The organism is Bradyrhizobium sp. sBnM-33 (genome assembly GCF_032917945.1).
Lineage (GTDB): Bacteria > Pseudomonadota > Alphaproteobacteria > Rhizobiales > Xanthobacteraceae > Bradyrhizobium.
Window position 1 is genome coordinate 2,968,280 of record NZ_CP136624.1, and the last position, 26,298, is coordinate 2,994,577.

The 26,298-nt window shown below is 62.1% G+C and carries 27 protein-coding genes; 20 read left to right on the forward strand and 7 right to left on the reverse strand.

From position 1 onward, the window contains the following. Positions 1-75: 75 nt before the first annotated feature. From RX328_RS13640 to RX328_RS13660, 5 genes are all read left to right on the forward strand, one after another. Positions 76-642 carry a c-type cytochrome gene (locus RX328_RS13640; protein WP_213252854.1) on the forward strand — a complete coding sequence of 189 codons (567 nt, stop codon included), beginning with the start codon at positions 76-78 and terminating at the stop codon, positions 640-642. A 72-nt stretch (positions 643-714) separates the two neighbouring features. Then, entirely contained in the window at positions 715-2,106 is a 1,392-nt protein-coding gene (locus RX328_RS13645) for an amidase family protein (RefSeq protein WP_213252853.1), read from the forward strand. A gap of 11 nt (positions 2,107-2,117) precedes the next feature. Next, entirely contained in the window at positions 2,118-2,594 is a 477-nt protein-coding gene (locus RX328_RS13650) for a glutathione peroxidase (RefSeq protein ID WP_213252852.1), read from the forward strand. 17 nt (positions 2,595-2,611) lie between these two features. Then, complete coding sequence (locus RX328_RS13655) at positions 2,612-2,860, forward strand: DUF3297 family protein (protein WP_213252851.1); 249 nt, start codon at positions 2,612-2,614, stop codon at positions 2,858-2,860. Between the two features lie 153 nt (positions 2,861-3,013). Then, entirely contained in the window at positions 3,014-4,183 is a 1,170-nt protein-coding gene (locus tag RX328_RS13660) for a mandelate racemase/muconate lactonizing enzyme family protein (protein WP_213252850.1), read from the forward strand. A 200-nt stretch (positions 4,184-4,383) separates the two neighbouring features. On the opposite strand, the gene RX328_RS13665 is transcribed toward RX328_RS13660, so the two are convergent. From RX328_RS13665 to RX328_RS13675, 3 genes are all read right to left on the reverse strand, one after another. Continuing rightward, positions 4,384-4,815, reverse strand: a complete 432-nt coding sequence (locus RX328_RS13665) for a GNAT family N-acetyltransferase (RefSeq protein WP_213252849.1) — start codon at positions 4,813-4,815, stop codon at positions 4,384-4,386. 22 nt (positions 4,816-4,837) lie between these two features. Continuing rightward, the gene (locus RX328_RS13670) at positions 4,838-6,190 is read right to left on the reverse strand and encodes a malonyl-CoA decarboxylase (RefSeq protein WP_213252848.1); all 1,353 of its coding nucleotides are present in this window, start codon (positions 6,188-6,190) and stop codon (positions 4,838-4,840) included. Positions 6,191-6,355: 165 nt separating this feature from the next. Then, entirely contained in the window at positions 6,356-7,156 is an 801-nt protein-coding gene (locus tag RX328_RS13675; protein WP_249726613.1) for an AraC family transcriptional regulator, read from the reverse strand. A gap of 68 nt (positions 7,157-7,224) precedes the next feature. On the opposite strand from RX328_RS13675, the gene RX328_RS13680 reads away from it, so the two are divergent. From RX328_RS13680 to RX328_RS13705, 6 genes are all read left to right on the forward strand, one after another. Continuing rightward, positions 7,225-8,406 carry an MFS transporter gene (locus RX328_RS13680; protein ID WP_213252846.1) on the forward strand — a complete coding sequence of 394 codons (1,182 nt, stop codon included), beginning with the start codon at positions 7,225-7,227 and terminating at the stop codon, positions 8,404-8,406. 179 nt (positions 8,407-8,585) lie between these two features. Further along, positions 8,586-9,002 carry a hypothetical protein gene (locus RX328_RS13685; protein WP_213252845.1) on the forward strand — a complete coding sequence of 139 codons (417 nt, stop codon included), beginning with the start codon at positions 8,586-8,588 and terminating at the stop codon, positions 9,000-9,002. Continuing rightward, the gene (locus tag RX328_RS13690; protein ID WP_213252844.1) at positions 9,002-9,664 is read left to right on the forward strand and encodes an OmpA family protein; all 663 of its coding nucleotides are present in this window, start codon (positions 9,002-9,004) and stop codon (positions 9,662-9,664) included. Before RX328_RS13685 ends, RX328_RS13690 begins: the two co-directional genes overlap by 1 nt. A 112-nt stretch (positions 9,665-9,776) precedes the next feature. After that, positions 9,777-10,523 (forward strand): transporter substrate-binding domain-containing protein, encoded by a 747-nt coding sequence (locus RX328_RS13695; RefSeq protein WP_249726618.1) that lies wholly within the window; start codon positions 9,777-9,779, stop codon positions 10,521-10,523. Positions 10,524-11,102: 579 nt separating this feature from the next. Beyond that, entirely contained in the window at positions 11,103-11,954 is an 852-nt protein-coding gene (locus RX328_RS13700) for a formate/nitrite transporter family protein (RefSeq protein WP_213252842.1), read from the forward strand. Between the two features lie 61 nt (positions 11,955-12,015). Then, entirely contained in the window at positions 12,016-13,752 is a 1,737-nt protein-coding gene (locus RX328_RS13705; protein WP_213252841.1) for a bifunctional protein-serine/threonine kinase/phosphatase, read from the forward strand. A 137-nt stretch (positions 13,753-13,889) separates the two neighbouring features. Here the strand turns inward: RX328_RS13705 and RX328_RS13710 are convergent, their stop codons facing one another. Together RX328_RS13710 and RX328_RS13715 are read right to left on the reverse strand one after the other, a co-directional pair. Further along, positions 13,890-14,684, reverse strand: coding sequence for an extracellular solute-binding protein (locus tag RX328_RS13710; RefSeq protein ID WP_213252840.1), 795 nt, complete (start codon positions 14,682-14,684; stop codon positions 13,890-13,892). 229 nt (positions 14,685-14,913) lie between these two features. Next, the gene (locus tag RX328_RS13715; RefSeq protein WP_213252839.1) at positions 14,914-16,137 is read right to left on the reverse strand and encodes a polyhydroxyalkanoate depolymerase; all 1,224 of its coding nucleotides are present in this window, start codon (positions 16,135-16,137) and stop codon (positions 14,914-14,916) included. A 178-nt stretch (positions 16,138-16,315) separates the two neighbouring features. Here RX328_RS13715 and RX328_RS13720 point away from each other — a divergent pair, with 178 nt between their 5' ends. Both RX328_RS13720 and RX328_RS13725 read left to right on the forward strand, forming a co-directional pair. Continuing rightward, entirely contained in the window at positions 16,316-16,969 is a 654-nt protein-coding gene (locus RX328_RS13720) for a glutathione S-transferase family protein (protein WP_213252838.1), read from the forward strand. Positions 16,970-17,277: 308 nt separating this feature from the next. Then, positions 17,278-17,712, forward strand: a complete 435-nt coding sequence (locus RX328_RS13725; protein ID WP_213252837.1) for a cupin domain-containing protein — start codon at positions 17,278-17,280, stop codon at positions 17,710-17,712. Positions 17,713-17,937: 225 nt separating this feature from the next. On the opposite strand, the gene RX328_RS13730 is transcribed toward RX328_RS13725, so the two are convergent. After that, positions 17,938-18,171, reverse strand: coding sequence for a hypothetical protein (locus RX328_RS13730; protein WP_213252836.1), 234 nt, complete (start codon positions 18,169-18,171; stop codon positions 17,938-17,940). A gap of 190 nt (positions 18,172-18,361) precedes the next feature. Here RX328_RS13730 and RX328_RS13735 point away from each other — a divergent pair, with 190 nt between their 5' ends. Beyond that, positions 18,362-18,754 (forward strand): hypothetical protein, encoded by a 393-nt coding sequence (locus tag RX328_RS13735; protein ID WP_409410836.1) that lies wholly within the window; start codon positions 18,362-18,364, stop codon positions 18,752-18,754. A gap of 404 nt (positions 18,755-19,158) precedes the next feature. On the opposite strand, the gene RX328_RS13740 is transcribed toward RX328_RS13735, so the two are convergent. Next, a complete protein-coding gene (locus RX328_RS13740; protein WP_213252835.1) occupies positions 19,159-20,265 on the reverse strand; it encodes a mandelate racemase/muconate lactonizing enzyme family protein in 1,107 nt (368 codons plus the stop codon). 118 nt (positions 20,266-20,383) lie between these two features. Between RX328_RS13740 and RX328_RS13745 the strand changes: the two genes are divergently transcribed. The 6 genes from RX328_RS13745 to RX328_RS13770 all read left to right on the forward strand — a co-directional run bounded on the left by RX328_RS13745 (position 20,384) and on the right by RX328_RS13770 (position 26,243). After that, entirely contained in the window at positions 20,384-21,217 is an 834-nt protein-coding gene (locus RX328_RS13745) for an AraC family transcriptional regulator (RefSeq protein ID WP_213252834.1), read from the forward strand. A 148-nt stretch (positions 21,218-21,365) separates the two neighbouring features. Beyond that, complete coding sequence (locus tag RX328_RS13750; protein ID WP_213252833.1) at positions 21,366-22,292, forward strand: SMP-30/gluconolactonase/LRE family protein; 927 nt, start codon at positions 21,366-21,368, stop codon at positions 22,290-22,292. Positions 22,293-22,406: 114 nt separating this feature from the next. Beyond that, positions 22,407-23,000 (forward strand): GNAT family N-acetyltransferase, encoded by a 594-nt coding sequence (locus RX328_RS13755; protein WP_213252832.1) that lies wholly within the window; start codon positions 22,407-22,409, stop codon positions 22,998-23,000. A gap of 25 nt (positions 23,001-23,025) precedes the next feature. Continuing rightward, positions 23,026-24,669, forward strand: coding sequence for a GMC family oxidoreductase (locus RX328_RS13760; RefSeq protein ID WP_213252831.1), 1,644 nt, complete (start codon positions 23,026-23,028; stop codon positions 24,667-24,669). A 16-nt stretch (positions 24,670-24,685) separates the two neighbouring features. Continuing rightward, the gene (locus RX328_RS13765; RefSeq protein WP_213252830.1) at positions 24,686-25,096 is read left to right on the forward strand and encodes a hypothetical protein; all 411 of its coding nucleotides are present in this window, start codon (positions 24,686-24,688) and stop codon (positions 25,094-25,096) included. Between the two features lie 646 nt (positions 25,097-25,742). After that, positions 25,743-26,243 (forward strand): cupin domain-containing protein, encoded by a 501-nt coding sequence (locus RX328_RS13770; RefSeq protein WP_213252829.1) that lies wholly within the window; start codon positions 25,743-25,745, stop codon positions 26,241-26,243. The last annotated feature ends 55 nt before the right edge of the window (positions 26,244-26,298 follow it).

A 26,298-nucleotide genomic window follows, 5' to 3' on the forward strand; every position in this document is an offset into this window, starting at 1 on the left:
CATTTCTCCACTTGCGGGGCCGTGGATTGCTTCGTCGCGTAGCTCCTCGCAATGACGGAAGTGCGGAGTAGGCGGATGCGTAAAACAATAACGGCGATTGCGTTTGCCTCGATCACAGTGTGCGCCAACGCTCAAACCATCGAACAACGCATGGCGCCATGCCTCGCCTGTCACGGTGAGAAAGGCCAATCGGAAATCGAGAACACGCCCTCGCTTGGCGGCCAGCAGGCGCCTTATACGCTGATCCAGCTCTTCATGTTCCGCGAGAGGCTGCGCGTCTTCGAGCCGATGAACGAGATGACGAAGCCGCTGACCGACGACGGCCTTCGCCTGTTCTCCGACTTCATCGCCAAGATGCCGAAGCCTGCGCCGCCCGGGGAAAATGGCGAGCCGGCGCGCATGCAGCGCGGCCAGGCACTGGTGCAGCAGCACCGCTGCGACACCTGCCATAACCCAGATATGTCGGGGAAGGAAAACGTCCCGCGCATCGCCAACCAGCGCGAGGACTACCTCGCCAAGACGCTTGGCGAGTACAAGGACAACAGCCGCCACGGCTATGACGCCAGCATGGCTGACGTCATGGCGTCCGTCACCTCAGAGCAGATCGCCGATCTCGCCTATTACATCGCCCGCATGCGCTAAATCCGGACCGCGGCCCCGCTGGCATTGCCCCGCGCCCGGCGCTACAAGGGCGACAACCGGATGGAGTTTTGCATGCAAGATCTATGGCGCCTGTCGGCTGCGGAAATGGCCTCGCTGATCAGGTCGAAAAAAGTCTCGGCGAAAGAGGCGGCGGCCGCGGCGCTGTCGCGGCTCGACGCGGTGAATCCCAAAATCAATGCTGTCGTCGATCACAGACCCGAGGACGTTCTTTCTCAGGCTGCCGACATCGATGCCGCCATCGCGCGCGGCGCAGATGCCGGTCCGCTGGGCGGCGTGCCTGTTACGGTGAAGGTCAATATCGACCAGCAAGGCTTTGCCACCACCAACGGGCTCAAGCTGCAGCGCGACGCGATCGCCAAGAGCAACAGCCCGGTGATCGACAATTTGCGCAAGGCAGGCGCCGTCATTCTCGGACGCACCAATTGCCCGGCGTTCTCCTATCGCTGGTTCACCACCAACCTCATCCATGGCGATACCAAGAATCCCCGTGACCCCGGCATCACGCCGGGCGGCTCATCCGGCGGCGCGGGGGCGGCGGTCGCGGCCGGCATCGGGCATATCGCGCACGGCACCGACATTGCGGGATCGATCCGCTATCCGGCTTATGCCTGTGGCGTGCACGGCCTGCGGCCGACCATGGGACGCATCGCCGCGTTCAACGCGGCGCTTCCCGAACGGCCGATCGGGCCGCAGATCAGCGCCGTATCAGGTCCGCTGGCCCGCACCATCGGCGATATCAGAATCGCGCTGGCAGCGATGTCGGCGCGGGACTATCGCGATCCCTGGTGGGTGCCCGCGCCGCTCGAAGGTCCGGCAATGCCGAAACGCGTCGCGATGTGTCTCAATCCTGGCGGCCTCGATCCTGTGCTCGAAGTGAAGGCCGCGGTGGCGGACGCCGGCAAGCGGCTCGATCGGGCGGGCTGGATGGTCGAAGAAATCGCCGATACGCCGCCGCTGCGCGAGGCCGCCGATCTGCAGACAAAACTCTGGCTCGGCGATGGCTATGAGGCGCAGCTCGAAGCCGCCGAGCGCGAAGGCGATCCCGGCGCGCTGGCGTGCCTGCGCGGCAACCGCGCCAAGGTGCATCCGTTCGACCTGTCGAAAGCGCTGACGCGGCGCGCGACGCTGACGCGCGAATGGCTGGCGTTCTTCGAACAATATGCCGTGCTGCTGATGCCGGTATCCGGCGAATTGCCGTTCCCGGATCAGCTCGACCGCAAGGACGAGGCGTCGTTTGCGCGCGTCTGGCATGCGCAATTGCCGCAGATCGCCATTCCCTTCATGGGCCTGCCTGGGCTAACGGTTTCGACCGGACTGGTGGGACGCGTTCCCGTCGGCGTGCAACTGGTTTCCGGGCGCTATCGCGAAGATCTCTGTCTCGCCGCGGGCGAGGCGGTTGAAGCCGGCGGAACGCCCTCGGCAGCGATCGACCCTGCCGGCTGATAGAGAGGGACATGCCAGGCGTTTACGATTTCTCGGCGCAGTCGCTCGCCGGCGAAGAAGTTCCGCTGAAACGGTTCGAGGGTCAGGTGCTCCTGATCGTCAATACCGCGAGCGCCTGCGGGTTCACGCCGCAATATAAAGGCCTGGAGCAACTGCATCGTGAACTGGCGCCGCGCGGCTTTGCGGTGCTCGGTTTTCCCTGCAACCAGTTCGGCGGGCAGGAGCCGGGCGATGCCAAACAGATCGAGCAATTCTGTGCGGGCAAGTATGACGTGACGTTTCCGATGTTCGCCAAGATCGATGTTAACGGCAGCCATGCGCATCCATTGTTCAACCATCTGAAGAACGCGAAATCGGGATTGTTGGGTTCGTCGATCAAATGGAATTTCACCAAATTCCTGGTCGACCGGTCGGGCAGGGTCGTCGGGCGTTACGCGCCGACCGCGACGCCCGAGGGAATCAGAAAAGAAATCGAGGCACTGCTGTGAGCGAGACCAATAAAGCAATGAGCGACCAATTCCCCGACCGTCTCTCGGTCGATCCGAACAGCCCGTATTACAACGCCGAGATCCTCGCGCGCGATGTCGGCATTCGCTTCAAGGGCGTCGAGAAGACTAATGTCGAGGAATATTGCATTAGCGAGGGTTGGGTGCGCGTCACCGCCGGCAATGCCAAGGACCGCCACGGCAACCCGCTGACCATCAAGGTGCACGGCCCGGTCGAGCCGTATTTCCGCGACAAAGCGAAGTCCTGAGCCAACGGCGCTGCGCGTGCACCACACACCCGTCATGCCCGGGCTTGTCCCGGGGCATCCACGTCTTGACAGTGTCGCCGCAAGAAAGACCTGGATGGCCGGGACAAGCCCGGCCATCCACGACCGGAAAAACCAGCGACTGAAAGCCAAACCATGTCCGTCCGCATCGTCGACGTCTGCGAAATCACGAAACCGATCTCCTCGCCGATCCGCAACGCCTATATCGATTTCACTAAAATGACGACGAGCCTGGTTGCCGTCGTCACGGACGCGGTGCGCGACGGCAAGCGCGTCGTTGGCTACGGCTTCAATTCCAATGGCCGGTACGGGCAGGGCGGCCTGATCCGCGAACGCTTTGCGCCGAGGCTGAAGGAGGCCGATCCGAAGACGCTGCTCGACGCATCGGGTGACAATTTCGACCCCGACAAGATCTGGGCGGCGATGATGTCGAACGAGAAGCCCGGCGGCCATGGCGAGCGCTCGGTCGCCGTCGGCACCATCGACATGGCGGTGTGGGATGCGGTGGCGAAGATCGCGGGCAAGCCGCTGTTCCGGCTGCTCGCTGAGCGCCACGGCCGGCAGGCCAATCCGCGCGTGTTCGTCTATGCCGCCGGCGGTTACTATTATCCGGGCAAGGACCTGTCGGCGCTGTGCGGCGAGATGCGCGGCTATCTCGACCGCGGCTACAACGTCGTCAAGATGAAGATCGGCGGTGCGCCGATCGCGGAAGACCGCGAGCGCATCGAAGCCGTGCTGAAGGAGATCGGCAAGGACGCGCAACTCGCCGTCGACGCCAACGGCCGCTTCGACCTGGAGACCGCGATCGCCTACGCCAAAATGCTGCGGGAGTATCCGCTGTTCTGGTACGAGGAGGCCGGCGATCCCCTCGACTTCGCGCTGCAGGCGGCGCTCGCCGAGTTCTATCCCGCGCCGATGGCGACCGGCGAAAACCTGTTCAGCCATCAGGACGCGAAAAACCTGATCCGCTATGGTGGCATGCGGCCCGATCGCGACTGGCTGCAGTTCGATTGCGCGCTGTCCTATGGCTTATGCGAATACCAGCGCACGCTGGCCGTTCTGAAGACGCACGGCTGGTCGCCGAGCCGCTGCATCCCCCACGGTGGCCACCAGATGTCGCTCAACATCGCGGCGGGCCTCGGCCTTGGCGGTAACGAGAGCTATCCCGATCTGTTCCAGCCTTATGGCGGCTTCCCGGATGGCGTCCGTGTCGAGAACGGCCACATCACCATGCCGGATTTGCCGGGCATCGGATTCGAGGGAAAATCCGATCTCTATAAGGAAATGAAGGCGCTGGCGGCGTAGGGCGTTGAGCCACGCAAGACTTCAACTCGCAGCAATGCGCGCGCTTCATCCCCGTCGTCCTGAGGAGCGCGGAGCGCGTCTCGAAGGATGAGCGGCCCGGCTAGTGGCCGTCGCCCTTCGAGGGCCGTGCTGCGCACAGCCGCCTCAGGGTGACGGATCACATCGATTCGGGCTTACTTCATTTTGGGATGTGCTGGCCATCAACTCTCGGCCAACAGCCCCTTGTCGATGGCTGATTGCCGGTTCCTGAAGATTGCCATCGCTGTCTTCATCCGCAGGAAGCCAAACTTTGCATACAACGGCTCGCGGCCGGCGACCGCATAAAGGATTATCTTGGCGTGTCCTTGCGATTTGGCGAGCAGTCTTTCAATAAGTTGTTTTCCGAGACCAGTTCCCTGATGGCTCGGCAAAACCGCGACATCACAGAGATAGGCGCAATCGCGTCCGTCAGCCAGAACACGGCCGGCGCCAACGAGCTGGCCGCCATCGCGGGCAAAGCAGCAGAACATGCTGTTGCCGAACACCAGTTCGAGATCGGCTGCATTCTTGTTGCCGAGCGGGGCGGCCCGATAGAGGGCTTCGAGTTCCTGCCAATCGACGTCGTCGCGGCTGTCGCTCCAAATGACCGTCATCGCGAGGGGGCTCCGCGCCGTTCTACGAGAGCCGCATGTCCAGTAACCGCCGGCCTTCGGTCTTCAGCAGTTTCTTCACCGCACTTGATGCGGCGATCTCGCCCTGGTTGGCGTAGGCCTCGTGGTTCTTCTCGATGTCCTCGAGCCGGTAGAGGTAATTGACCATGATGCCGGCAGATTCCCGCAAGCCCTTGGGCGAGAGGTCGCCGAGCCAGTCGATCTTCTCCAGCCGTGCACCGTTGCCGATGTGGAAGCGGGCCACCGAATCGACCAGCCGGCCCTTCGGTGTGCGGGCTTTCAGGAAATAATGCGCCGCCAGCGGCTCCAGCACAGCGCGCAATTGCGCGGTTAGTTCGGCATTCTCGAACCAGTCCGGCTTGTCGAGGCTTTCGAGCAGTATCCGCTCCTCGTCGCTCACCGGAACATCGTCGGCCTGTTTCAGCCATTGCATGAAGCCTGGCACCGGCGACAGCGTGATGAAGGTGTCGAGCTTCGGCAGTTCGCGCCGCAATTCCTCGACCACCTGCTTGATCAGGAAGCTGCCGAAGGAAATGCCGCCCAACCCTTTCTGCGTATTCGAGATCGAATAGAACACCGCGGTGCGCGCGCGTTCGATCGGCACCGGCTGCCGCTCGGCGGCGAGCAGCGGCGCGATCGCAGTCGGTATCGTCTCGGTCAGCGCGACCTCGACGAAGATCAGCGGTTCGTCGTTCAACTGGGGGTGGAAGAAGGCGTAACAACGCCGGTCGACGGGATCGATGCGGCGGCGCAAATCGTTCCAGTCGCGGATTTCGTGCACCGCTTCGTAACGAATGATTTGTTCCAGAATATTGGCTGGCGTCGACCAGTCTATCCTGCGCAGCACGAGAAATCCCCTGTTGAACCAAGAAGACAGCAAATGCACCACGTCGCGATCGAGCGCGGCCAGATCCTTGTTGCCCTTCATCAGGGAAAGCAGGTCGGCGCGCATCGCCACCAAATCGCTGGTGCCGCCGGGCGCGCGGTTGAGCCGGCGGACCAATTCCTGCCGGCGCGGCTCGGAAGCAAAATGAAGGTCGCTGGCATCGCTGTCGTTGGGCTGGCTGCGCCAGTTCTCGATCGCCTGCGACAGCTTCTCGCGATCGGGACCGAAATTGCGCGCCAGCGCTTCGAAGAAGGCGAGCCGGCCGGCGGCGTCGAGGTCGTGGTAGCGATCGAGCACCTCGCGCGCCATCGCGGTGCCGGAAGCTTCGCCGCGGCCCGACAGCAGGGCTTCGCACAATTCGATCAGCTCCGAAGCGTTCTGGCCGTCGTCGGACGGTCCGGCCCGCCGCAGCAGCGTGCGGCCGCGTTCTGATATCGTCGCGAGAAGATCAGAGAAAAAGGCATTGGCCATGTGGCGGGTCGAATCCAGCGGGGGTTTTGCGGAATTTTACATCGAATTTAGGCCGGTGCCGATCACAATCAAGATGAACGAGCGGCAGCCCCTTCGTTGAGCCATCGTCCTTGAATACTAGATTACCCGCTTCGCTGACAATGACGACAATACAATGTCACCGCCTCACTCCTTCCCGGCGAATTCCGTTGGTGTTTTGCCGGTAACCTGCCGGAAAGCATGGGAAAACGCCGGCACGCTGGCATAGCCCAAATCCGAGGCAAGCTGCTTGACGGACACGCTGGCATCCGTCGACAGCTTCTCGATCGCCGCTGCAATCCGGGCGCGCTGGCACCAGCTCTTGAAGCTCAATTGCGTCTCGGCCGAGAACAGCCGCGACAGCGTCCGCACCGAGGTGCCGACCTCGCGCGCCAGCGTTTCGATCTCATGATCGCCGGTCGGGTCCGTCAGCACGATGTCCGCGGCGCGCCGGCAGCGCGGCTCCCGCGGCAGCGGGATGAAGGTCGCCGAATCTTCGGCCTGGTCGAGCTCCATAATGGCAAGTCGTAGCAGAAGCTCGGTTCGCTCGCGGTCGCCACGATCGTCGAACAAAGCCAGGATGGTCTGATGCAGCAGCGGCGACACCCGCACCACGAATTCCGCATCCAGGCTGTGGCTGCGCACTTCGCGCTGCAGCCAGTCGAGTTCGAAATAGAGCGTCCGCATCTCGATATCGGCGAGCACGTCGATCGCATGCTCCGATAGCGCGGGCACCCATACCGCGCGGTCCGGCGGCACCAGCCAGCGACCCTTTGGCGTCGTCACCTGCATGGTGCCCTTCGCCGCATAGACGAGCTGTGCCTCGCGGTGCATGTGGGTGTCGAGCCGGACGCCCTTCCGGTAGCTGTTGGCGATCATGTGGATGCCGTCGCCGGTCGAGATGCGGCGCCCGATAATGGCGGCAATTGGCTTTTCGGCGATATTCATTGGCGACATCCCGTCAGGGCAACCCCGTATAACCTATTTCGGAAAATTACGGGATTCGGGAATCGACCATGAACAGCCCCAGCCGGGTGATCACTTTCGTCAACGCCGCCCATTTCATCGACCATTATTCGATGCTGATCTTTGCCGCCGCCGTCATCATCATGGGCCCGGCGCTCGGCATGGCCTATTCGGAACTGTTGCCTTACGCGACCCCGGGTTTCGTTGCCTTCGGCGCTGGCTCGCTCGTCACCGGCTGGCTCGGCGATCGCTGGAGCCGGCGCCACATGATGGTGATTTTCTTCTCAGGCATCGGCGCCTCGATGATCGCCGTCGGCTTCGTGCAGACGCCGCTGCAACTCGGCGCGGCGCTGCTGGCGATCGGCCTGTTCGCCTCGATCTATCATCCGGTCGGTACCGCAATGATCGTGTCCTATGCCGACAAACTCGGCCGCGAGATGGGCCTGAACGGCGTCTGGGGCAATCTCGGCGTGGCGTCCTCGGCGCTGGTCACCGGCGTGATCGGGCAATATCTCGGCTGGCGCTGGGCCTTCATCGCGCCGGGAATCGTCACGATCCTGATCGGCGTGGCCTTTGCGCTGATGGTGGTGCACGAGGACCGAACGGGCACCAGGCAGGCCGCAGCACAGGCGCGAGTGGCGAAAGAAGACATGTGGCGGGTGTTTTTGGCGCTTTTGATCGTGGTGATCGCGATATCCACGACGTTTAACGCCATCACCGTGGCGATGCCGAAACTGTTCGCCGAGCGGCTGGCCGGCCTGACCAACAGTCCGGCCCTGCTCGGGGTGATCGCGGCTGGCGTCTATGTGTTCGGCGCGATGACGCAGTACACCATCGGCAAGTTGATCGACCATTACTCGCTGAAGACCGTGATGCTGCCGCTGTCGTTTCTGCTGGCGCCGTTCATGTATTTCGCGGCGACGCTGTCGAACCTGCCGCTGATTATCGCCTCCATCGGCATCGTGATGGGCGCGTTCGGTCAGGTCACCGTCAATGACGCCATGGTTGGCAAGTACACCACCGAGGAATGGCGCTCGCGCGCCTATTCGGTGCGCTACTTCGTCGGCTTCACCGCTGCCGGCGCCTCCGTCGCGCTGGTGGCCTGGCTCTATGAAAAGGGCGGTTTTGTCACCATGCTGCAGGCGTTCGGCGCGCTGTGCCTTTTGGTGATCGTGGCGGCGATCATCCTGCCGCAGGAGATCAAGGTACCGGCGGCGCAAACCGCGCCGTGACATCACTAATCAATTGATCATGCGCCACTTTCCGTCATGGCCGGGCTTGCTTGCCCGGCGAAGCCTTTGCGTAGACGAGTCTCCGTGACGATTTGTTGCGGCGCAATAGCTCCGCCGTGCGGCCGTGAACTCAAACAGAACACTTGACCATCGCCACCCTCCTTGTGTGAGGTGCGCGCATGACCCGAATCCGGCTTTTCCTGTTCATCATTGCGATATTTATGCCGTCGCTGGCGGCGGCCCAGACCATGAAATTCGAGGAGGCCGCGGCCATGCTGGCCGCGAGCTGCGGCAAGGACATCGACGACAATTGCCGCGGCGTCAATCTCGACGCGACGCGCCTCAAGGAATGCCTGGGCCGCAACCAGGACGTGGTGTCGGCGAAGTGCAAGACCGATTATCCCCAGGCTCTTGGCGCCATCCAGCAGCGCATTACCGCGCGCACCTCCCTTGTGAAACTGTGCAATTGGGAATTGAACAAGCTTTGCGGCGAGGTTCGCCAGGATCCCGTCAAGGGCCTGCAATGCCTGTTGGAGTCCACCAAGAAGGCCACCCCCAACTGCAACAAGGCGATCAGCGCAGCGGGGTACCGCTGATGCTTTGGGACGAAAAGTTGCGCGGCATCGGTCTCGTGCTGGGCGCCTTGGCTCTGTTTACCTTTCCGATGACGCCTGGGCGGACGCAAACCGCCATGTCGAGCGGGGACATCATTGAGAAGCTTGCCGTCGAAGCCGAGTCGGATATCGATTTGGCTGCGTTGCGCCAGCAGGCCGCCGACCGCATCAAGGCGAGAGCGGACGCCCAGCCGCAGAAGCGCCCGCCGATCGCGCCGCAACTGACGAAGCTGCCGCAAATCCGTGTCGACGTCGTGTTCGACCAGGATTCCTCCCTGATCCGGCCGGCCTCTTATCAGACCATCGGCAGCATCGCGGACGCGCTCACAGATCCGAAGACGCGGCCCTATCGCTATCTGATCGTCGACCACGTCGAATCCGCCGGAAGGCGCGACCACAATCTGATCCTGAGCCAGCGCCGCGCCGAATCGATCCGGGATGTGCTGGTGAACACCTTCAAGGTATCGCCGAAACGGCTTCAGGCGCTCGGTCTGGGTGAGGAACAGTTGCAGGATGTCAATCGTCCGGCGTCGCCCGCCAATGCGCGCGTCCAGATCATAGCGATCGGCAAGTTCGAAACGGCCGAGCCGGTAACGCCGGCTGCGGCTCCAAAAGGTGCGGCTGCGGCAAAAAAGAAACGCTGATCATCCGTGAAGGGATGAATGCGACGCCAGCGATCGGCTGGGGAAGGAGCTCCCGATGCTCAATCAACTCTCGCCGGCAACGGCCGGTCTCTTGCTGGGATTGACAGTGATGATGACGATGCCCGCTACAGCCGATGCCCTCAAGGATGAGATCGCGCCGACCGGCAAGCTGCGGGTGGCGATCGCGATCAGTCCGGCCGGTGGCGCGTTCTGGTCGACGAAGACCGCGACCGGTTATGCTGGCGTGCCGGTCGATCTCGGCAAGGCGATGGCGGAGCAACTTGGCGTGCCCGTCGAATATGTCGCGCACAACAATTCCGGGCAGATCGTCGATGCGGCGTCGAAGGGCACCTGGGATGTCACCTTCCTGCCGAAAGATCCGGAGCGAGAGGGCAGGATGTCGTTCGGCCCGATCTACGAGGTTGCGGACGCGACCTACATCGTCAAGCCAGGCTCGACGGTCACAAATTTCGCAACGCTCGACCAACCTGGGATCAAGGTCGCTGCCGTGAACAACACTACCACGATGCGCGGCGCGATCGCGCATTTGAAGAACGCCAAGGTCACGGGGTACCAGACCTATGACGAAATCTTCGGCCTGCTCAAGAATGGCGAGATCGATGCGTTTGCGCTGTCGCGCGACCAGCTCAACGCCATGGCGAAGCAGATTCCGGGTACCCGCGTGCTGGATGAAACTTTCAAGCAAACGGTCACGGCCGTAGCGGTGCCACCCAATCGTCCGCTGTCGCTGGCGTTTGCGGTCAGGTTTCTGAACGAGGCGATCGCCAACGGCACGCTGCGCAAGGCCTACGACAACAACGGCCTGAAGGACCGGCCGGTGCGGACGCAGACGAAATAGCAGGCACGGTCTGGCGCCAATCTATCCCCATGTCATCTGGGGCGATGCGAAGCATCGAGCCCGGAATCCGTTTAGCGCCGGAGCTGACGCGACATGGATTCCGGGCTTGCGCTACGCGCGTCTCGGAATGACGAGGCGGCACGGTAGGCGCTAACATATGTGCAACTGCACAAATACAGGGCATCAGTCCCAATCAGGGCAACCCTGCAATAGGACCATAACCACGTAGAAATACGCGTTTTTTAAGCCCGCGGCCCAATTTCCGGTTGGCACATCGATTGCTTAATCCTGTCTCAGTCAATGACGACTGCCGTCCGTTAGGAGTGCCAAGGCCAGCGTTGGCCGAAGGCCGTTGGGATCAAGCGGCCTCACGTGAGGCGCTTCGAGCAGTCTTCGGGACCACCTCACGATAGCTCGCGCATCCTAAGTCCCTGATCGGGCCTGACCTGCGTCGTTCTGTGCCGTTCAAAGGCGGCGCGGGATTTGTCGCGCACGAGGACGGCAAGATTTTTCACTCAATCGGTGCACGGCTGCGCAGCATCCGGCGCGCTTCAACCTTGTCTCGAAAGGGGAACTGGAATGGCCTATCTCGCGCCTTCGGAATTCGTGACCAAGATGGTCGACGCCGGAGAATCCAAAATCTTCATGTCGACGCGGGATACGGTCATCCGCGCCTACATGGCCGGAGCGATCCTCGCGCTTGCCGCGGCGTTTGCGATCACCATCAACGTGCAGACCGGCGTGCCGATCGTCGGCGCCGCGCTGTTCCCGGTCGGCTTCTGCATGCTGTATCTGCTCGGCTTCGACCTGCTCACCGGCGTGTTCGTACTTGCACCGTTGGCACTGATCGACAAGCGCCCGGGCGTGACGCTCGGTGGCGTGCTGCGCAACTGGGGTCTCGTTTTCATCGGCAATTTCGCCGGCGCGTTCACGGTGGCGGTGATGATGGCGATCGTGTTCACCTTCGGCTGGTCTCAGCCGCCGGACAAGGTCGGCCAGGTGATCGGCACCATCGGCGAAAGCCGCACCGTCGGCTACGCCGATCATGGCGCGGCCGGCATGCTGACGCTGTTCATCCGCGGCATGCTCTGCAACTGGATGGTCTCGGCCGGCGTTGTGGGCGCGATGATCTCCACGCACGTCAGCGGCAAGGTGATCGCAATGTGGATGCCGATCATGCTGTTCTTCTTCATGACCTTCGAGCATTCCATCGTGAACATGTTCCTGTTCCCGTCCGGCCTGCTGCTCGGCGGCAAGTTCACCTGGTGGGACTACATCTTCTGGAACGAGATTCCGACCGTCGTCGGCAACCTCGTCGGCGGCCTCGCCTTTACCGGGCTGACGCTGTACGCGACCCACGTCAAGACCGGTCCGTCGCGCAACGCGTCGGCTGCGGCATCTTCGCGATCGTCCTCGCGCATTGCCGCTTGATCTTAAGATGAGGATGGGCCTCTCCTCGCGAGGGAGAGGCCCATTGTCGTGAAAGCCGGGAATGCCGCGCGAGCTGAAAATATCGGTCGGACAATTTTCCGATAAGGGAGCTAAGGAAACCAACCAGGATTTCCATGGCGTCCTGATCCCGGACGAGCCGCTGCTCAGCCTCAAGGGCATTTCCATCGTGCTGGCCGACGGCATCAGCAGCAGCAAGGTCAGCCGGGTCGCCGCGGAATCGGCGGTCAAGGGGTTTTTGACAGACTATTACTGCACCTCGGAATCCTGGTCGGTGCGCACCTCGGCGCAGCGCGTGCTGGAGGCGACCAATTCCTGGCTGCATTCGCAGACGCGCAGCCAGTATGCCTATGACAGGGACCGCGGTTACGTCTGTACGCTCTCCGCCATGGTCATCAAGTCGACCACGGCGCATCTCTTTCACATCGGCGATTCCCGCATCTATCGTCTCTCCGGCAGCACGCTGGAGCAACTGACCAACGACCACCGCATCGTCATCTCCTCGCAGCAGAGTTATCTCGGCCGGGCGCTCGGTGTAAATCCGCAAATCGAGATCGATTACCAGATGCTGCGGCTCGAGCCGGGCGACGTCTTTGTGCTCGCGACCGACGGCATCTACGAGCATCTTAGCGCCCGCCGCATTGCAAAGGCGGTGAACGAAGGCGGCGCCGATCTCGACGCGGCCGCGAAGGCGATTGTCGACCAGGCTTTTGAAGCTGGCAGCAAGGACAATCTCACCGTCCAGATCGTTCGCGTCGACGAAGTGCCCGACGGCGCCGCCAGCGAAGTGTTCGCGCAGCCGCATGAATTGCCGCTGCCGCCGCTCCTGGAGGCGCGGGCGGTGTTCGACGGCTACCGGATCGTTCGCGAGCTGCACGGCTCCAGCCGCAGCCACATCTATCTGGCCGTCGATATCGAAACCGACGCCGTGGTCACCATCAAGATTCCGTCGATCGATTTGCGCGACGATCCCGCTTACCTGAAGCGGTTCATGATGGAGGAGTGGGTGGCGCGGCGCATCGACAGCCCGCATGTGCTGAAACCCTGCCTGCTGCAGCGCAAGCGCAACTTCCTCTATGTCGCGACCGAATACATCGACGGCCAGACGCTGACGCAATGGATGATCGATAATCCAAAACCAAGCCTGGAAACCGTGCGCGGCATCGTCGAACAGATCGCCAAGGGGCTGCGCGCCTTCCACCGCAAGGAGATGCTGCACCAGGACGTCAGGCCCGACAACATCATGATCGACGCTACGGGTACGTTGAAGATCATCGATTTCGGCTCGACGAAAATCACCGGTGTCGTCGAGGCCGAGCCATCAGGCATTCGCAATGACATTCTCGGTACCCAGCAATACACCGCGCCCGAATATTTCCTCGGCGAGCCGGCGACGACACGCTCGGACCTGTTTTCACTCGGCGTCATCACCTATCAGATGCTGACCGGAAAACTACCCTACGGCGCGCAGATCGCAAAGGCGCGGACCAGGTCGCAATTCAACAAGCTCGTCTACCAGCCGGCGTCCCATGGCGACCGCGAGATGCCGCAATGGATCGACGGCACGCTGGAGAAGGCCGTGCACCCCAATCCCTACAAGCGTTATGACAGTTTCTCGGAATTCTTGTTCGACCTGCGCCATCCCAATGCGAACTATCTCTCGACGTCACGGACCCCGCTGATCGAGCGCAATCCGCTGCTGTTCTGGAAGAGTACGACCGTCGTGCTGGCGCTCGCGGTGATCGTGCTGCTGGCGATGCAGCACGGGATGCATCGGTAGTTTTCGTCATGCCCCGCGAAGGCGGGGCATCCAGTACTCCGTGACATCACGTTTTCACTATACGCGCTCCGGCGTACTGGATCGCCCGGTCAAGCCGGGCGATGACCGGTGAAAAAACGGTTCATCGCAAAATCGGGTTAATTCGTCGTCCCCGCCGCGATCGGATCGAGGCCGCTTTTCACGATCTCCGCGCGCGCCGCGGGGGAGGCGAGGAACTTGATCAGCGCCTTGCCAGCCTCGGGCTCCTTGGAAACGCTGGCGAGCCCCGCGGAAAACACCGTGATCTTCTGCAACTCGTCCGGCAGCGGCCCGACGATCTCAATGCCTTCCACTGGCTTCAATTCGCTCATCTGCTGGAAGCCGATCTCGGCGTCGCCGTGGGCGACGATCTCGCCCACCGGAGTGGCGGGAATTTTCCTGGCCTTGTCCTTCATTTCGTCGGCAATGCCGAGCTTGCCGAACATCTCGGTCGAGACATAGACGCCGCTGGCGCTGTCCGAATAGGCGACGGTCTTGACCGCGAGCAGCGCGCGCTTGAGCGCATCGGGCGTGGAGATGTCCGGCTTCGGCGTGCCCGACTTTACGGCGACGCCGATCGGCGACTTGACGAGATCGACACTGGTGCCGGCGGTTACTTTGCCTTTCTTGGCGAGATCTTCGAGCGCGTAGCCGACCATGATGAGAACATCCGCCGGCTCGCCTCGCTCCAGCCGCACCGGAATAGCATTGGTCGTCGTGCCCATCGATGGCCCGTAGGCGGTCAGCACCTTGTGGCCCGTGCTACGCTCGAATTCCGGAACCAGCGCCTTGTAGGCGGCCGAGAGTCCGCCCGAGATCATCACCCGCACCTCGGCGGCAGAGGCCGTGACAGTCAGCAGGAATACGCCGAGAGTGGCGAGCGTGAACGCGCGAAGATTGTTTGAAAGACGCATGATGGTTTCTCCCAAGGCGACTCTTGACCGGCCGGCCTTGGAAGAATGTTAGGGTGCGAAGGGCGAGGCGGCTAGAGCCACCAGCCGTCATTGCGAGGAGCGCAGCGACGAAGCAATCCATGCATCAGCGAATGCGGCGCGATGGATTGCTTCGCGGAGCCTGTCATCGGGCGCGCATTCGCGCGACCCGTTGGCTCGCAATGACGGGGGGAGAGTGGCGCGAGCCACCTCACGAATTCACATGCACGAAATCCCGCAGCAGCGGATAGATATCGTTGTTCCAGCGCTTGCCGGAGAACACGCCGTAATGGCCGACGCCGGCCTGCATGTGGTGGACCTTGCGATAGGCGCGCACGCCGGTGCAGAGGTCCTGCGCGGCCAGCGTCTGGCCGATCGAACAGATGTCGTCCTTCTCGCCTTCGACCGTCATCAACCCCATGCGCCGGATCGCGGCCGGGCTCACCGGCCGGCCGCGATGCATCAGTTTGCCTTGCGGCAAGAGATGCTCCTGAAACACGTCGCGCACGGTTTCGATGTAGAATTCCGCTGGCAGGTCCATCACGGCAAAATATTCGTCATAGAAGGTCTTGATCATCGCGGCCTTTTCCTTCTCGCCCTTGGCCAGATGATTGGCGAGGTCGATGTGCTGCTTGATGTGACGCTCCAGATTCATTGACACGAAAGCGGTAAGCTGCACGAAGCCGGGATAGACTTTTCGGAACGCGCCCTTGCACTGCACCGGCACGTAATTGATCAGGTTTTTCTCGAACCAGTTGATTGGCTTGCTCTTGGCGAATTCGTTGACTTTGGTCGGCTGGATCCGGGTGTCGATCGGGCCGGCCATCAGGGTCAGCGTGGCCGGACGGGCGGGGTGATTGTCTTCCGACATCACGGCGGCCGCGGCCAGTGCCGATACCGATGGTTGGCAGATCGCCACCATGTGCGCGCGAGGGCCGATCTTGTCGAGGAAGGTGATCAGGTGATCGGTGTAGTCCTCAAGGCCGAAGCGCCCATGGCCGAGCGGAATGTCGCGCGGGTTGTGCCAGTCGGTGATGTAGACGTCGTGGTCCTGCAGCAGCGTCTTCACGGTGCCGCGGAGCAATGTTGCGAAATGACCGGACATCGGCGCCACCAGTAATAGCCGCGGCTGCTCCGGCGCGTTCTCCTTCTTGAAATGCAGCAGCGAGCCGAACGGGGTGGCGAAGGTGACTTCCTCGATTACCTCCAGCTCCTGGTTGCCGACCAGCACCCGGTCGATGCCATAGGCCGGCCGGTGATAGGTGAGGGAAGAGCGCGAGATCAATTCGAGCGAGGCGGCCAGCCGTCCGTACAATCTATCCGAGACACCCTGCGGCACCAGATTGAGATATTTGAGCGCCGCCGCCGCCCCGGTCCGCCATGGCGACGTCAGATCCATGTGGTTCTGATAGGCTTGGTACATCATTGACATCATTCACATCAGCCCCTGTCCGGCGACGCCATGCAATATCGACGCCAGAGCCGGGCCGGCCGCCTCTAAAACTGGCACGTGGCTTGCTGTACAAATGACCGACGCACAGGCATTGGGCGGCGGCGCCGTAGGTCGTCCTTGCCTGGGCAAAGGCGTTTTGGGGTTCGAGGGAAGGGGCCATATGGCAAAGACCACACTGACCATCTCCAGCAAGAACTACTCGTCCTGGTCGCTGCGCGGCTGGCTGCTGGCGAAATTCTCCGGCCTCGAGTTCGAGGAGGTCATCACCGCTCCCGACGATGCCTCGGCGCGGGCGGAAATCCTGCTGCTGTCGTCATCGATCCTGGTGCCGTGCCTGCGCCATGAGGGGGCCACCGTCTGGGATACGCTGGCGATCGCGGAGTATCTCAACGAGGTTATGCCGGACGCCGGCCTGTTGCCGGCCGACCGCATCCGGCGCGCGCATTGCCGCTCGATTTGCGGCGAAATCCATTCCGGCTTCACCACGCTGCGCGCCTCGCTGCCGGTTAACCTGAAGGGCCATTTCCCGGGCTTCAAGATCTGGTCGCGCGCGCAAGCCGACATCGACCGGGTCTGCACCATCTGGCGCGAATGCCTCGCGGAGTCAGGCGGACCGTTCCTGTTCGGTGAACGCACCATGGCGGATGCGATGTACGCGCCCGTCGTCACCCGTTTCATCACCTATGACGTCAAGCTCGAACCCGCCCTTGCGGCCTACGCCAGTACCGTCATGGCGATGCCCGAGATGCAGCAATGGATCGAGGCTGCCAAGGGCGAGCCCGCCGATATCGAAGAACTCGAGGTCGAATATTAGGCAGGCGCGGCGCGGCCTTGCCCGCCTCAAGGGCTCAGGGAGCGGGCAGGCTTGCTCAAGCCGGTGTCGGTCGCGACCTGTGTGCGGCTGGCCCGTTCGCCACTTTCCGCGAGTCGCTGAAACCGGATTCCTGCCTTGGGCCAAGCGGTTCAGCGCGCCGATGCCGGCCTGATCGCTGCATCGCAACGCGACTGGCGCGGATTTCGCATAGCAACATGCAGCCGTGAACGCGACGATGCGAGGCTGCCGAAAATTTGGACGCTCTCCGCGTGGTCGCGTTCTCGCGAACAGGAACCGTGGAGGCTTCAATGAACAAGCAGGCTATCGTCAGCAAATTCTCTCACGTCAAACCCGGCGATACCGAATTCAAGGGCGGAGGTCTGCGCGACTTCTTCCTGTATCGCGACCTCGGCATTGCCGACGCCACCGGCGGGCAGGTGATATGCCATCTGGTCAAGGCCAACCCCGACTTGCCGCCTGAAGAGGGCACCGGCTGGCACAAGCACGAATGCGAATTCCAGATCGTCATCATGACCAAGGGCTGGGCGCGCTTCATGTATGAGGACAAGTCGACCCTGGTGCAGGCCGGCGATGTCGTGCACCAACGGCCCGGCATCACGCATTACCTGTACGATTACTCGGAGGACATGGAGTACCTCGAGATCGTCAGCCCCGCCGACTTCAAGACCGTCGATGTGCCGCCTGCCGTCGACAAGGTGCCGCCGCCCACGGCCTGGAGGTGACCGCCATGTCATCCCCCGAGAAATTAACCTTGTCGTAGGCCGCTGGCCGCGGCCGATTGTTGTGGTGCTTGATGTGGTGCGCCTGGTGGGATGGCGCCCGACATCTAGCCGTGAACAGAGGAGTACGGCGCCAAATCACTGATTCGGGCGCGGTTCGTTCCATCGCTGTTCCGAACCTTAAAGTTCCGCGCGCGGCCATCGGATTTTGACACAATCTGCGACAGGTCAAGGCCTGTCCGCGGCGTTTTCAGATCTCGGCCGCGGCAGTCGCCAACCGACCACCGTGGCCTCGACCATGCCGCCAGTCCTGTCATTACGCCATTGACCGTCGATCCAGCGGCAGGCGAAGGGCAGTTGATAGGTTCCGCTGTGATCCTCGCAAAGAACTTCCACCGGCAGGTTCGCCGGCGGGTCCCCGTTGCCGTCGAACTGCGCCAGTCGTTTTTCACGCGTTGCCATACAATCAATCTCCACTGCCGCAGCCGGCAAACACACCGACGTGCGGCGAAATCCATCCACCGTTAACGGAATGAAGCACAACGCCTGAATGAGGTATCAGTATGGTATCTCTGCGAACGGGGCCCTGCTTTGCGCAAATTGCCGTGATAGACGTTCCCCTGCGTGAGATGCTTTTGGAACGAGGATTTTGATGATTGCTCCGACGCCCAGGACCACTATCGTCGCCATCGCACTGCTGATGGTTTTGTTGTCGGAGACGGTCCACGCGCAGGACGTTCCCGGCATTGAGATCTGCACCGTCGAAAAAACCATGGAGCGGCGCACCTCTTGCCTGCAGAGCAATGTCGACTTCCTGCAGAAGACGATCACAAAACTCACCACAGATCATCAGCAGAAGATTGATGCCGCCAACCGGCAGATCGAGGCGCTGAAGAACGCGGTGATCGGCTTGCAGAAGCTCGTCGTCGAGCTGCAGGCGGCACAGAGCAAGGCGGCGGAGGATGCGAAGAAGACCGCTGCGCCTGCCACGAAGGATGCCCCACCTGCTGCAAAGGATGCCGCCCCGAAGGACGGCACGAAGTGATCCGGCTTTGAGCAAGTTGCCTGTTCGTGCGTGCCGGGTAAGGCACGGAGGCCTGCAACTTCAGCCGCCGCTGCGGCACACTTTAGAATCAATGGCGTGGATGTAGGATCGACCTTGATCAATGAAGCTTGGCCGTTCGCTTCGTATGCGGCGCAACAAGCTGCCCCGCGCTTCCGCGTCCTTGTGTTGATGGCAGAAGAGGAACATGCGCGCGAGCGGACTCGTTGGAGGCCTGGAGGTTTCCTCAACGAGTCCGCAACCGCCGCCGCTGCCTTGATACCGCGCAGAAGACCCTTACGAATCCCGGCAACAGAGTCTGTAACGAAGCGAACACAACGATTGCGGAACTCGTGCTATGTTGTAACGGAGATACATTGTCTTGCGCCAGAATCTATCGCCGGCGGTTATGACACGCGGTATTGCTCCATAACGGCCTTATCCGGTTCGTAACCGAGTCCCGCCCCCTGCGGCACCTCCACATCGCCATTGGCATCGACGTCGATGCGACCGCGCCACAAGCAGGCGGCGCGTTTCATGGAGAACACCTCGACGAAGGTTGCGTCGTCGCGCAGCGACATCAATTGCAGCGTCGCCAGGAAGCCCGGCCCGAAATACGGCGAATGCGGCGCAAGCCTGACGCCGAGTTCGTCGGCGAGGTCGACGACCTTCAGATACTCCGTGATGCCCCCGACCTTGATGACGGAGGGTTGCGCATGGCTCACCGCGCCCGCGTTCATCATCTGCCTGAACTGATGAACCGTGCAGGCATTCTCGCCGGCCGCAACGTTGAGCCCGCCTTTGGTGCGCACTTCGGCCAGCGTTGCAAAATCTTCCGGTGGCCAGACCGGCTCCTCCAGGAACATCGGCGCGGCGTCGCGGCAGGAATGCGCGAAGGCAATTGCATCCTCGCCATTCAGCGGACAGTTCAAGTCGACCATCAGTGGAATGCCCGGACCGATCGCCTGCCGCGCGGCGAATACTGCTGATGTCGTGGTCTCATGCAATTTGATCGCCTTGTAGCCCTGCTGCAGCGCGGTCTCGCATCCGCTTGCGATCAGCTCGGGCTTTCCGATCCGCAGCAGGCTCGCATAGGCGGGAATCCGAGTGCGCCTGGCCTCGCCGATCAGCCGGTGCAACGGCACGCCCTTCGCTTTGGCGGCAAGATCCCACATAGCGATATCGAGCGCCGATATCGCGAACATGGTGATGCCATAGCGGCCGAACAGATGCAGGTTGCGCTGGATCTGTTCCATGAAGGCGGGAATTCCGGCCGCTTCTGGAACTTCCTGTCCCTGCGCTTGCGGCGCGATCATTTCTTCTATGGCGGCGTAGCTGGTTCGCGGACAAACATAGGCGAAGGCATCGCCCCAGCCGGTGAGGCCGGCGTCGGTCGAAACCTCGATCATGACGATTTCCAGGGCCGAGATGGCGGACGCGCCCTGCTTGAAACTAGCCACCCCGGCGTCATAGGGAATCCGGATGTGGTGGGCCCGAACTTTCGTGATGAGCATGGCACCCTCCCAAAGCGTTCCCTACCTTGTCAGTGGCATGATCGAAGAGCAAGGACTGTCAAACGAAGCGCGGCGCAACCACCGATAATACCAATGCTTCGCATGAGAGCTGTCAGTCATGAATCCGGCCCAGAAAGCGCTCTGGTACATCGAAAGCCATCTCGCCGACCCGCTTACGCTCGATGAGATTGCTAATATTGCCGGCGTCTCGCGCTTCCATCTGGTGCGTGCGTTTGCCGCCGCGACCGGCGTTTCGGTCATGCGCTATGTGCGCGCTCGCAGGCTCAGCAAGGCGGCGCGTGCGCTGGCTGCCGGGGCGCCCGATATCCTCAGCCTCGCATTGGATGCGGACTACAGCTCTCACGAAGCTTTCACCCGCGCGTTCCGCGACCATTTCGGCACAACGCCCGAAGCGGTCCGCGCCGCAACGTCGCTCGACCATCTCAAGCTTCAGGAGCCAATCGTCATGGATTCAACCGCACTCGATCATCTCAAGCCTCCGCGTTTTGAGACCAGCAAGCCGTTGCTGATCGCTGGCATCAGCGAGCGCTGCACGCATGAGAACGGCGGCGCTGGCATTCCGAACCAGTGGCAGAAGTTTCACCAGACCGTCGACGACATCCCGGACCGGGTCGGAAAAGTAGCCTACGGCGTCTGCTGTAATGGCGACGATTCCGGCTTCGACTACATCGCCGGCGTCGAGGTGGCAGACTTCTCCGACCTGCCGCGCGAATTCGCCCGCGTGCGGATTCCGGAGCAGAAATATGCGGTGTTCACCCACACGGAGCACATCTCGACTATCCGTCGCACCGTCAACACGATCTGGAATCACTGGCTGCCGGTATCCGGCATGAAGGCGGCAGATGCGCCGAGCTTCGAGCGCTACGACGAGAATTTCGATCCCGCCACCGGCAATGGCGGGCTGGAGATATGGATACCGGTGAAGGAGTAACGCCGCCGCAATGCTGCCCTGCGCCGCTTCATTGCCCGTGATTGCTTGGCAAGCCAAACCGACTTTGCCATAACAGCCGCAACGAATTGTTGCGCGTGCGGGGCCGAGCCAAAATCCGCCTGCAGCCAAAAGCAAGCCGGGAGGATTCATGGCCGATATCCGCGTTCTCGCCACCGATCTGGAGTTTCCGGAAGGCCCGGTCGTCATGCCGGACGGATCGGTGGTGCTGGTCGAGATCCGGGGCAAGCGGCTGACGCGGGTTTATCCTGACGGGCGCAAGGAGGTCGTCGCGCAAATTCCGGGTGGCCCCAATGGCGCTGCGCTCGGCCCTGACGGCAAGATGTACATCTGCAACAATGGCGGCTTTAGCTGGATTCCGACCGGCAAGATGATCATGCCGGGGCCACAGCCGGATGATTATCAGGGCGGCTCGATCCAGCGCGTGGATCTGCAGAGCGGCAAGGTCGAGACCGTCGTCACCAAATGCGGCGAGCACGCCTTGCGGGGCCCCAACGACCTGGTGTTCGACAAGCACGGCGGCCTCTGGTTCTCCGATTTGGGCAAACGCCGCGCCCGCGAGATGGATGTCGGGGCGTTCTATTACGTCAAGCCGGGCATGACGGAGATCGTCGAGGCCGTGCACGGCGTGCTGCCCGCCAACGGCATCGGCCTGTCGCCGGACGAGAAGACCGTGTACATCGCGGAGACGCCGACCGCGCGGTTGTGGGCCTATGAGATCTCCGAGCCCGGCACCATCAAGCCGCGTGACGTGATCTACCGCGGCGAGCGCGGCAAGCCGATCGCGGGACTGGGCGGTTACCAGATGTTCGACTCGATGGCGGTGGAGGCCAACGGCAATGTCTGCGTGGCAACGCTGGTCTCGGGCTGCATCTCGGTGATCGCACCCGACGGCACCCTCGTTGAGCAGGTGCCGACCGGCGATCGCGTCACCACCAATATCGCATTCGGTGGGCCGGAGCTGAAGACGGCGTACATCACGCTCTCGGGCAAGGGCGAGTTGATCGCGATGGACTGGGCGCGGCCAGGGCTGGCGCTGAATTTTTTGAACAAGTGAACCATCCACGTCATTGCGAGCGAAGCGAAGCAATCCATGCGACCACACGGGGATAGATGGATTGCTTCGTCGCTTTGCTCCTCGCAATGACGGTGGAGAGAGCGGAGTTTACCGATGGCCTTTCTTGAACCGGTCACCCTTCGCGGCGAGTACGCGCGGCTGGAGCCGCTCTCGCACGATCACATCAACGGGCTCACGGAAGCCGTAAGCGACGGCGAGCTCTGGAAGCTCTGGTACACCTTCATTCCGACAGCCGAAAACATGAAAAAGGAAATCGACCGCCGGCTCGGCCTGTTCGCGGCCGGCACGATGCTGCCGTTCACGGTGTTCGATGCCGAGGGCAAGGTCGCGGGCATGACGACCTACATGAACGTCGATGCCGCCAACCGGCGCGTCGAGATCGGCTCGACCTGGTACGCCAAGCGCGTGCAGCGCAGCGCGCTCAATACGCAGTGCAAATTGCTGCTGTTGACGCACGCATTCGAGAAGTTGAATTGCATTGCGGTGGAGTTCCGCACCCATTTCTTCAATCACCAGAGCCGGCGCGGCATCGAGCGCCTCGGCGCCAAGCAGGACGGCATCCTGAGGAGCCACCAGATCGCGCCAAACGGGACGTTGCGCGACACCGTCGTTTACAGCATCATTGCCAGCGAATGGCCGACGGTGAAGGCGCATCTCACCTATCAACTCAACGACAAGCCGCGGTAAGTAAAGCCGCGCCAGAAACGAGACGATGGAAACGTTCGATTATGTGATTATCGGCGCGGGCTCCGCGGGAAGCGTGCTCGCCAACCGGCTCAGCGAAGATTCTTCCAGCCGCGTCTGCGTGCTCGAAGCGGGTGGCAAGGACTGGCATCCCTACATCCATCTGCCGGCCGGCTTCATCAAGACGTTCCACATGAAGAGCGTCAACTGGGCCTACCAGCAGGAGCCGGGGCCGTGGACCGGCGGGCGCAGCATCTACGCGCCGCGCGGCAAGACGCTGGGCGGTTCTTCGTCCATCAACGGCCATATCTACAACCGTGGCCAGCGCCAGGATTTCGACACCTGGGCGCAGCTTGGCAATCGCGGCTGGGGCTATCCGGACGTGCTGCCCTATTTCAAGCGGCTGGAGTGCCGCGTCGGCGACTGTGACGAGACCTATCGCGGCCGCGAAGGCAGCCTGATCGTCACGACCATGGACTGGAAGGACCCGCTCTGCGAGGCCTTTATGGAGGGCGCCGTCAGCCTCGGGATCCCGCGTAATCCCGATTATAACGCGGAGATTCAGGAGGGCGTGTCCTACTGCCAGCGCACCATCCAGAACGGCCTGCGCATGAGCGCGGCGAAGGCGTTTCTGCATCCGGCACGGAAGCGGGGCAACGTCGATGTGCGCACCCATGCGCATGTCACTAACATCATCTTCGAGGGCAAGCGCGCCGTCGGCGTGCGCTATCTCCGGGGCGGTAAGGGCGGCGTGCCGGTCGAAGTGCGGGCCAACAAGGAAGTCATTCTGTCCGGTGGCGCCTATAACTCGCCGCAGGTGCTGCAACTGTCCGGCGTCGGCTCGCCCGAATTGCTGCAATCGCACGGCATCGAGGTCCGTCACGCGCTGCCTGGCGTCGGCGAGGGCCTGCAGGACCATTACGCGCCGCGCTCAGTCGCACGCGTCAAGAACATCAGGACCATCAATGAACTCAGGCGCGGCCTTAGTCTCTGGGTCGAGGCGCTGAAATGGGCGACGACCCGGCGCGGGCTGCTCTCGCTGTCGCCGACCATGGTTTATTGCTTCTGGCATTCCGGCGAGACCACCGAAAGCTCGGACCTGCAGCTCACCTTTACGCCGGCGAGCTACAAGGAAGGCGTGCAGGGCCAGCTCGAGGACGAGCCCGGCATGACCGTTGCCTCATGGCAGCAGCGCCCGGAGAGCCGCGGCTATGTCCGCATCCGCTCCGCCGATCCGTTCGCGCCGCCAATCATTCAGACCAATTATCTGGTGGAAGAGATCGACCGCCGCGTCGTCGTCGCTGGCATGAAGCTGGCGCGCCGGCTGCTCGCGTCCAAGCCGCTCGCGCCCTATTACGCCTATGAAGATTTCCCGGGGCCGAAGGTGCAGAGCGACGACGAATTCTTGGCGGCCGCCACCGAGCGCGGCACCACCACGTTCCATCCCGGCTGCACCTGCCGGATGGGACCGGCGGATGCCAAATGGGCCGTGGTCGACGACCAGTTGCGCTTGCACGGCCTGCAGGGCCTGCGCGTGGTCGATGCCTCGATCATGCCGCGGATGATTTCGGCCAATCTCAACGCCTCGACGCTGATGATTGCCGACAAGGCCTCCGACAAGATCCGCGGCAAGACCGCGCTGGAAGCGGTGAGATTCCCGGTGTCGGCCTAGCATTGGCACGAGGAGCATGGCGTTCGCGATCAAAGCCGAGGTTTCCGACCCGCGGCCGAAGACGTTTGTGTTCACCGCGCAAAAGACCATGTATGGCGGCAAGCATATCGCCGAAGGCGACACGGTTTTCGTGTTCGCGAGCGAGAACGAGGGCGGGCAGGGCCTTATCGCGCGCGGCGTTGTTATTTCAGCCGAAGCGATCGCCAGGAAGCGCGGCATCACCAGGCAAACACCACGTGTGAGCGTCACCATCAGACGCACCGCGCTCGCGAAGTGGTCGCTGGGGCGGAGCGAACTCAAGCACTTCACCGACTGGAAAGACGGCCAGCCCGGGACCGAGCTCAATTTCAAGTTCTATCGTCAGGCAACGAACAAGATCGCCGGCATCTCGGACGAAGCGGCGGCGTTCCTCGGCGAATTCTTCTAGGGGCGTGTACTCATAAAAGCGTAGATGTCCGCTTCTGACGGAGAAGCGGAAATCTTACGATCAGTTAGAGTATTACCGGTCGTGGCCCAACTCGGTCATCGAGGGCAGCAAATGTCAGGGATGGCGACACAGAGGCTCGGCTGGCTTGTCGCCCTCCTGGGCGCAACCTGCCGGACTGCCATAGTTCGTTCGCGCTACGTCCAGTAAAAAGTAAGAGTTGGAAGGCGCACGGATGCGTTTCGGCTTTTTCTAACCAGCGATGGCTTGAGGTTCAAACGAGCGGCTAATCGGGGAGGGATGGACCCGGGAGACAAGACGAGATTGGTGACGAGCCGACGCTCGCGCCAAGGCGTTTAGGACTAGCGCCAGACCAAAGTTTCAACGCCGCGATCGCCCTTCGCAATAAGTTCCGGCGGCTCCAAGCGATGCTCATGGGCCATCGCTTTCGCCGCGGCAAATTGCGCGTAGAACGCGCGCTTGGGGAGGATACAGTGAATCATTGAATGTGACCCAGGGCGGGTCACAAGGACATGACGATTGGCATGAGCCGTTCCGCGACGCGCGAGCAGCGGCTCGACCAGATGCTGACGCAGCCGTTCCGAGAAGACGACCGCAGCTACCCACTTCGGGCTTGGAAGCCTGGCGCATGATCCTGTCCGCTCTCATGGGGCGCATTCGCAACAAGGAGGACATCGCCATGACGCCCACGCGTTTCGTTTCAACTGCCAGCGTGCTGGCGGCAATCTGGCTCGTGACCGGAGCCGCGACAGTGCGCGCCCAGGACAGTGCGCTGCCGGCCGGCTTCAAGACCCAGCCGCTGCTGAAGACCGGTCAAACCCGAGACAAGCAGCCGATTGTTTATCCGAAGACGGACAAGCCAGAAATGATCTCCGTTATTGGGACCATCGAGCCCGGTGGCCGCACGCCACTACATGAGCACCCGGTACCGACCTACGTCTATGTCCTCGAGGGCGAGGTGGAGTTGCAGAGTCACGGCGGACAACCGTATCAATATAAAACCGGCGAAGCCTACATCGAGGCTCTCAATCACCAACACCAGCTTTTCAATAAGGGCAATGTTCCGGCCAAGGTCCTGGTGGTCTTCGTCGGCGAGGAGGGTAAACCCACAACCATCGCGGCGAAATAGCCGCCGGTCCCAGCGCCAGTCGGCACGCCCGCTATCTAAAAAAGCCCGCGCCGCC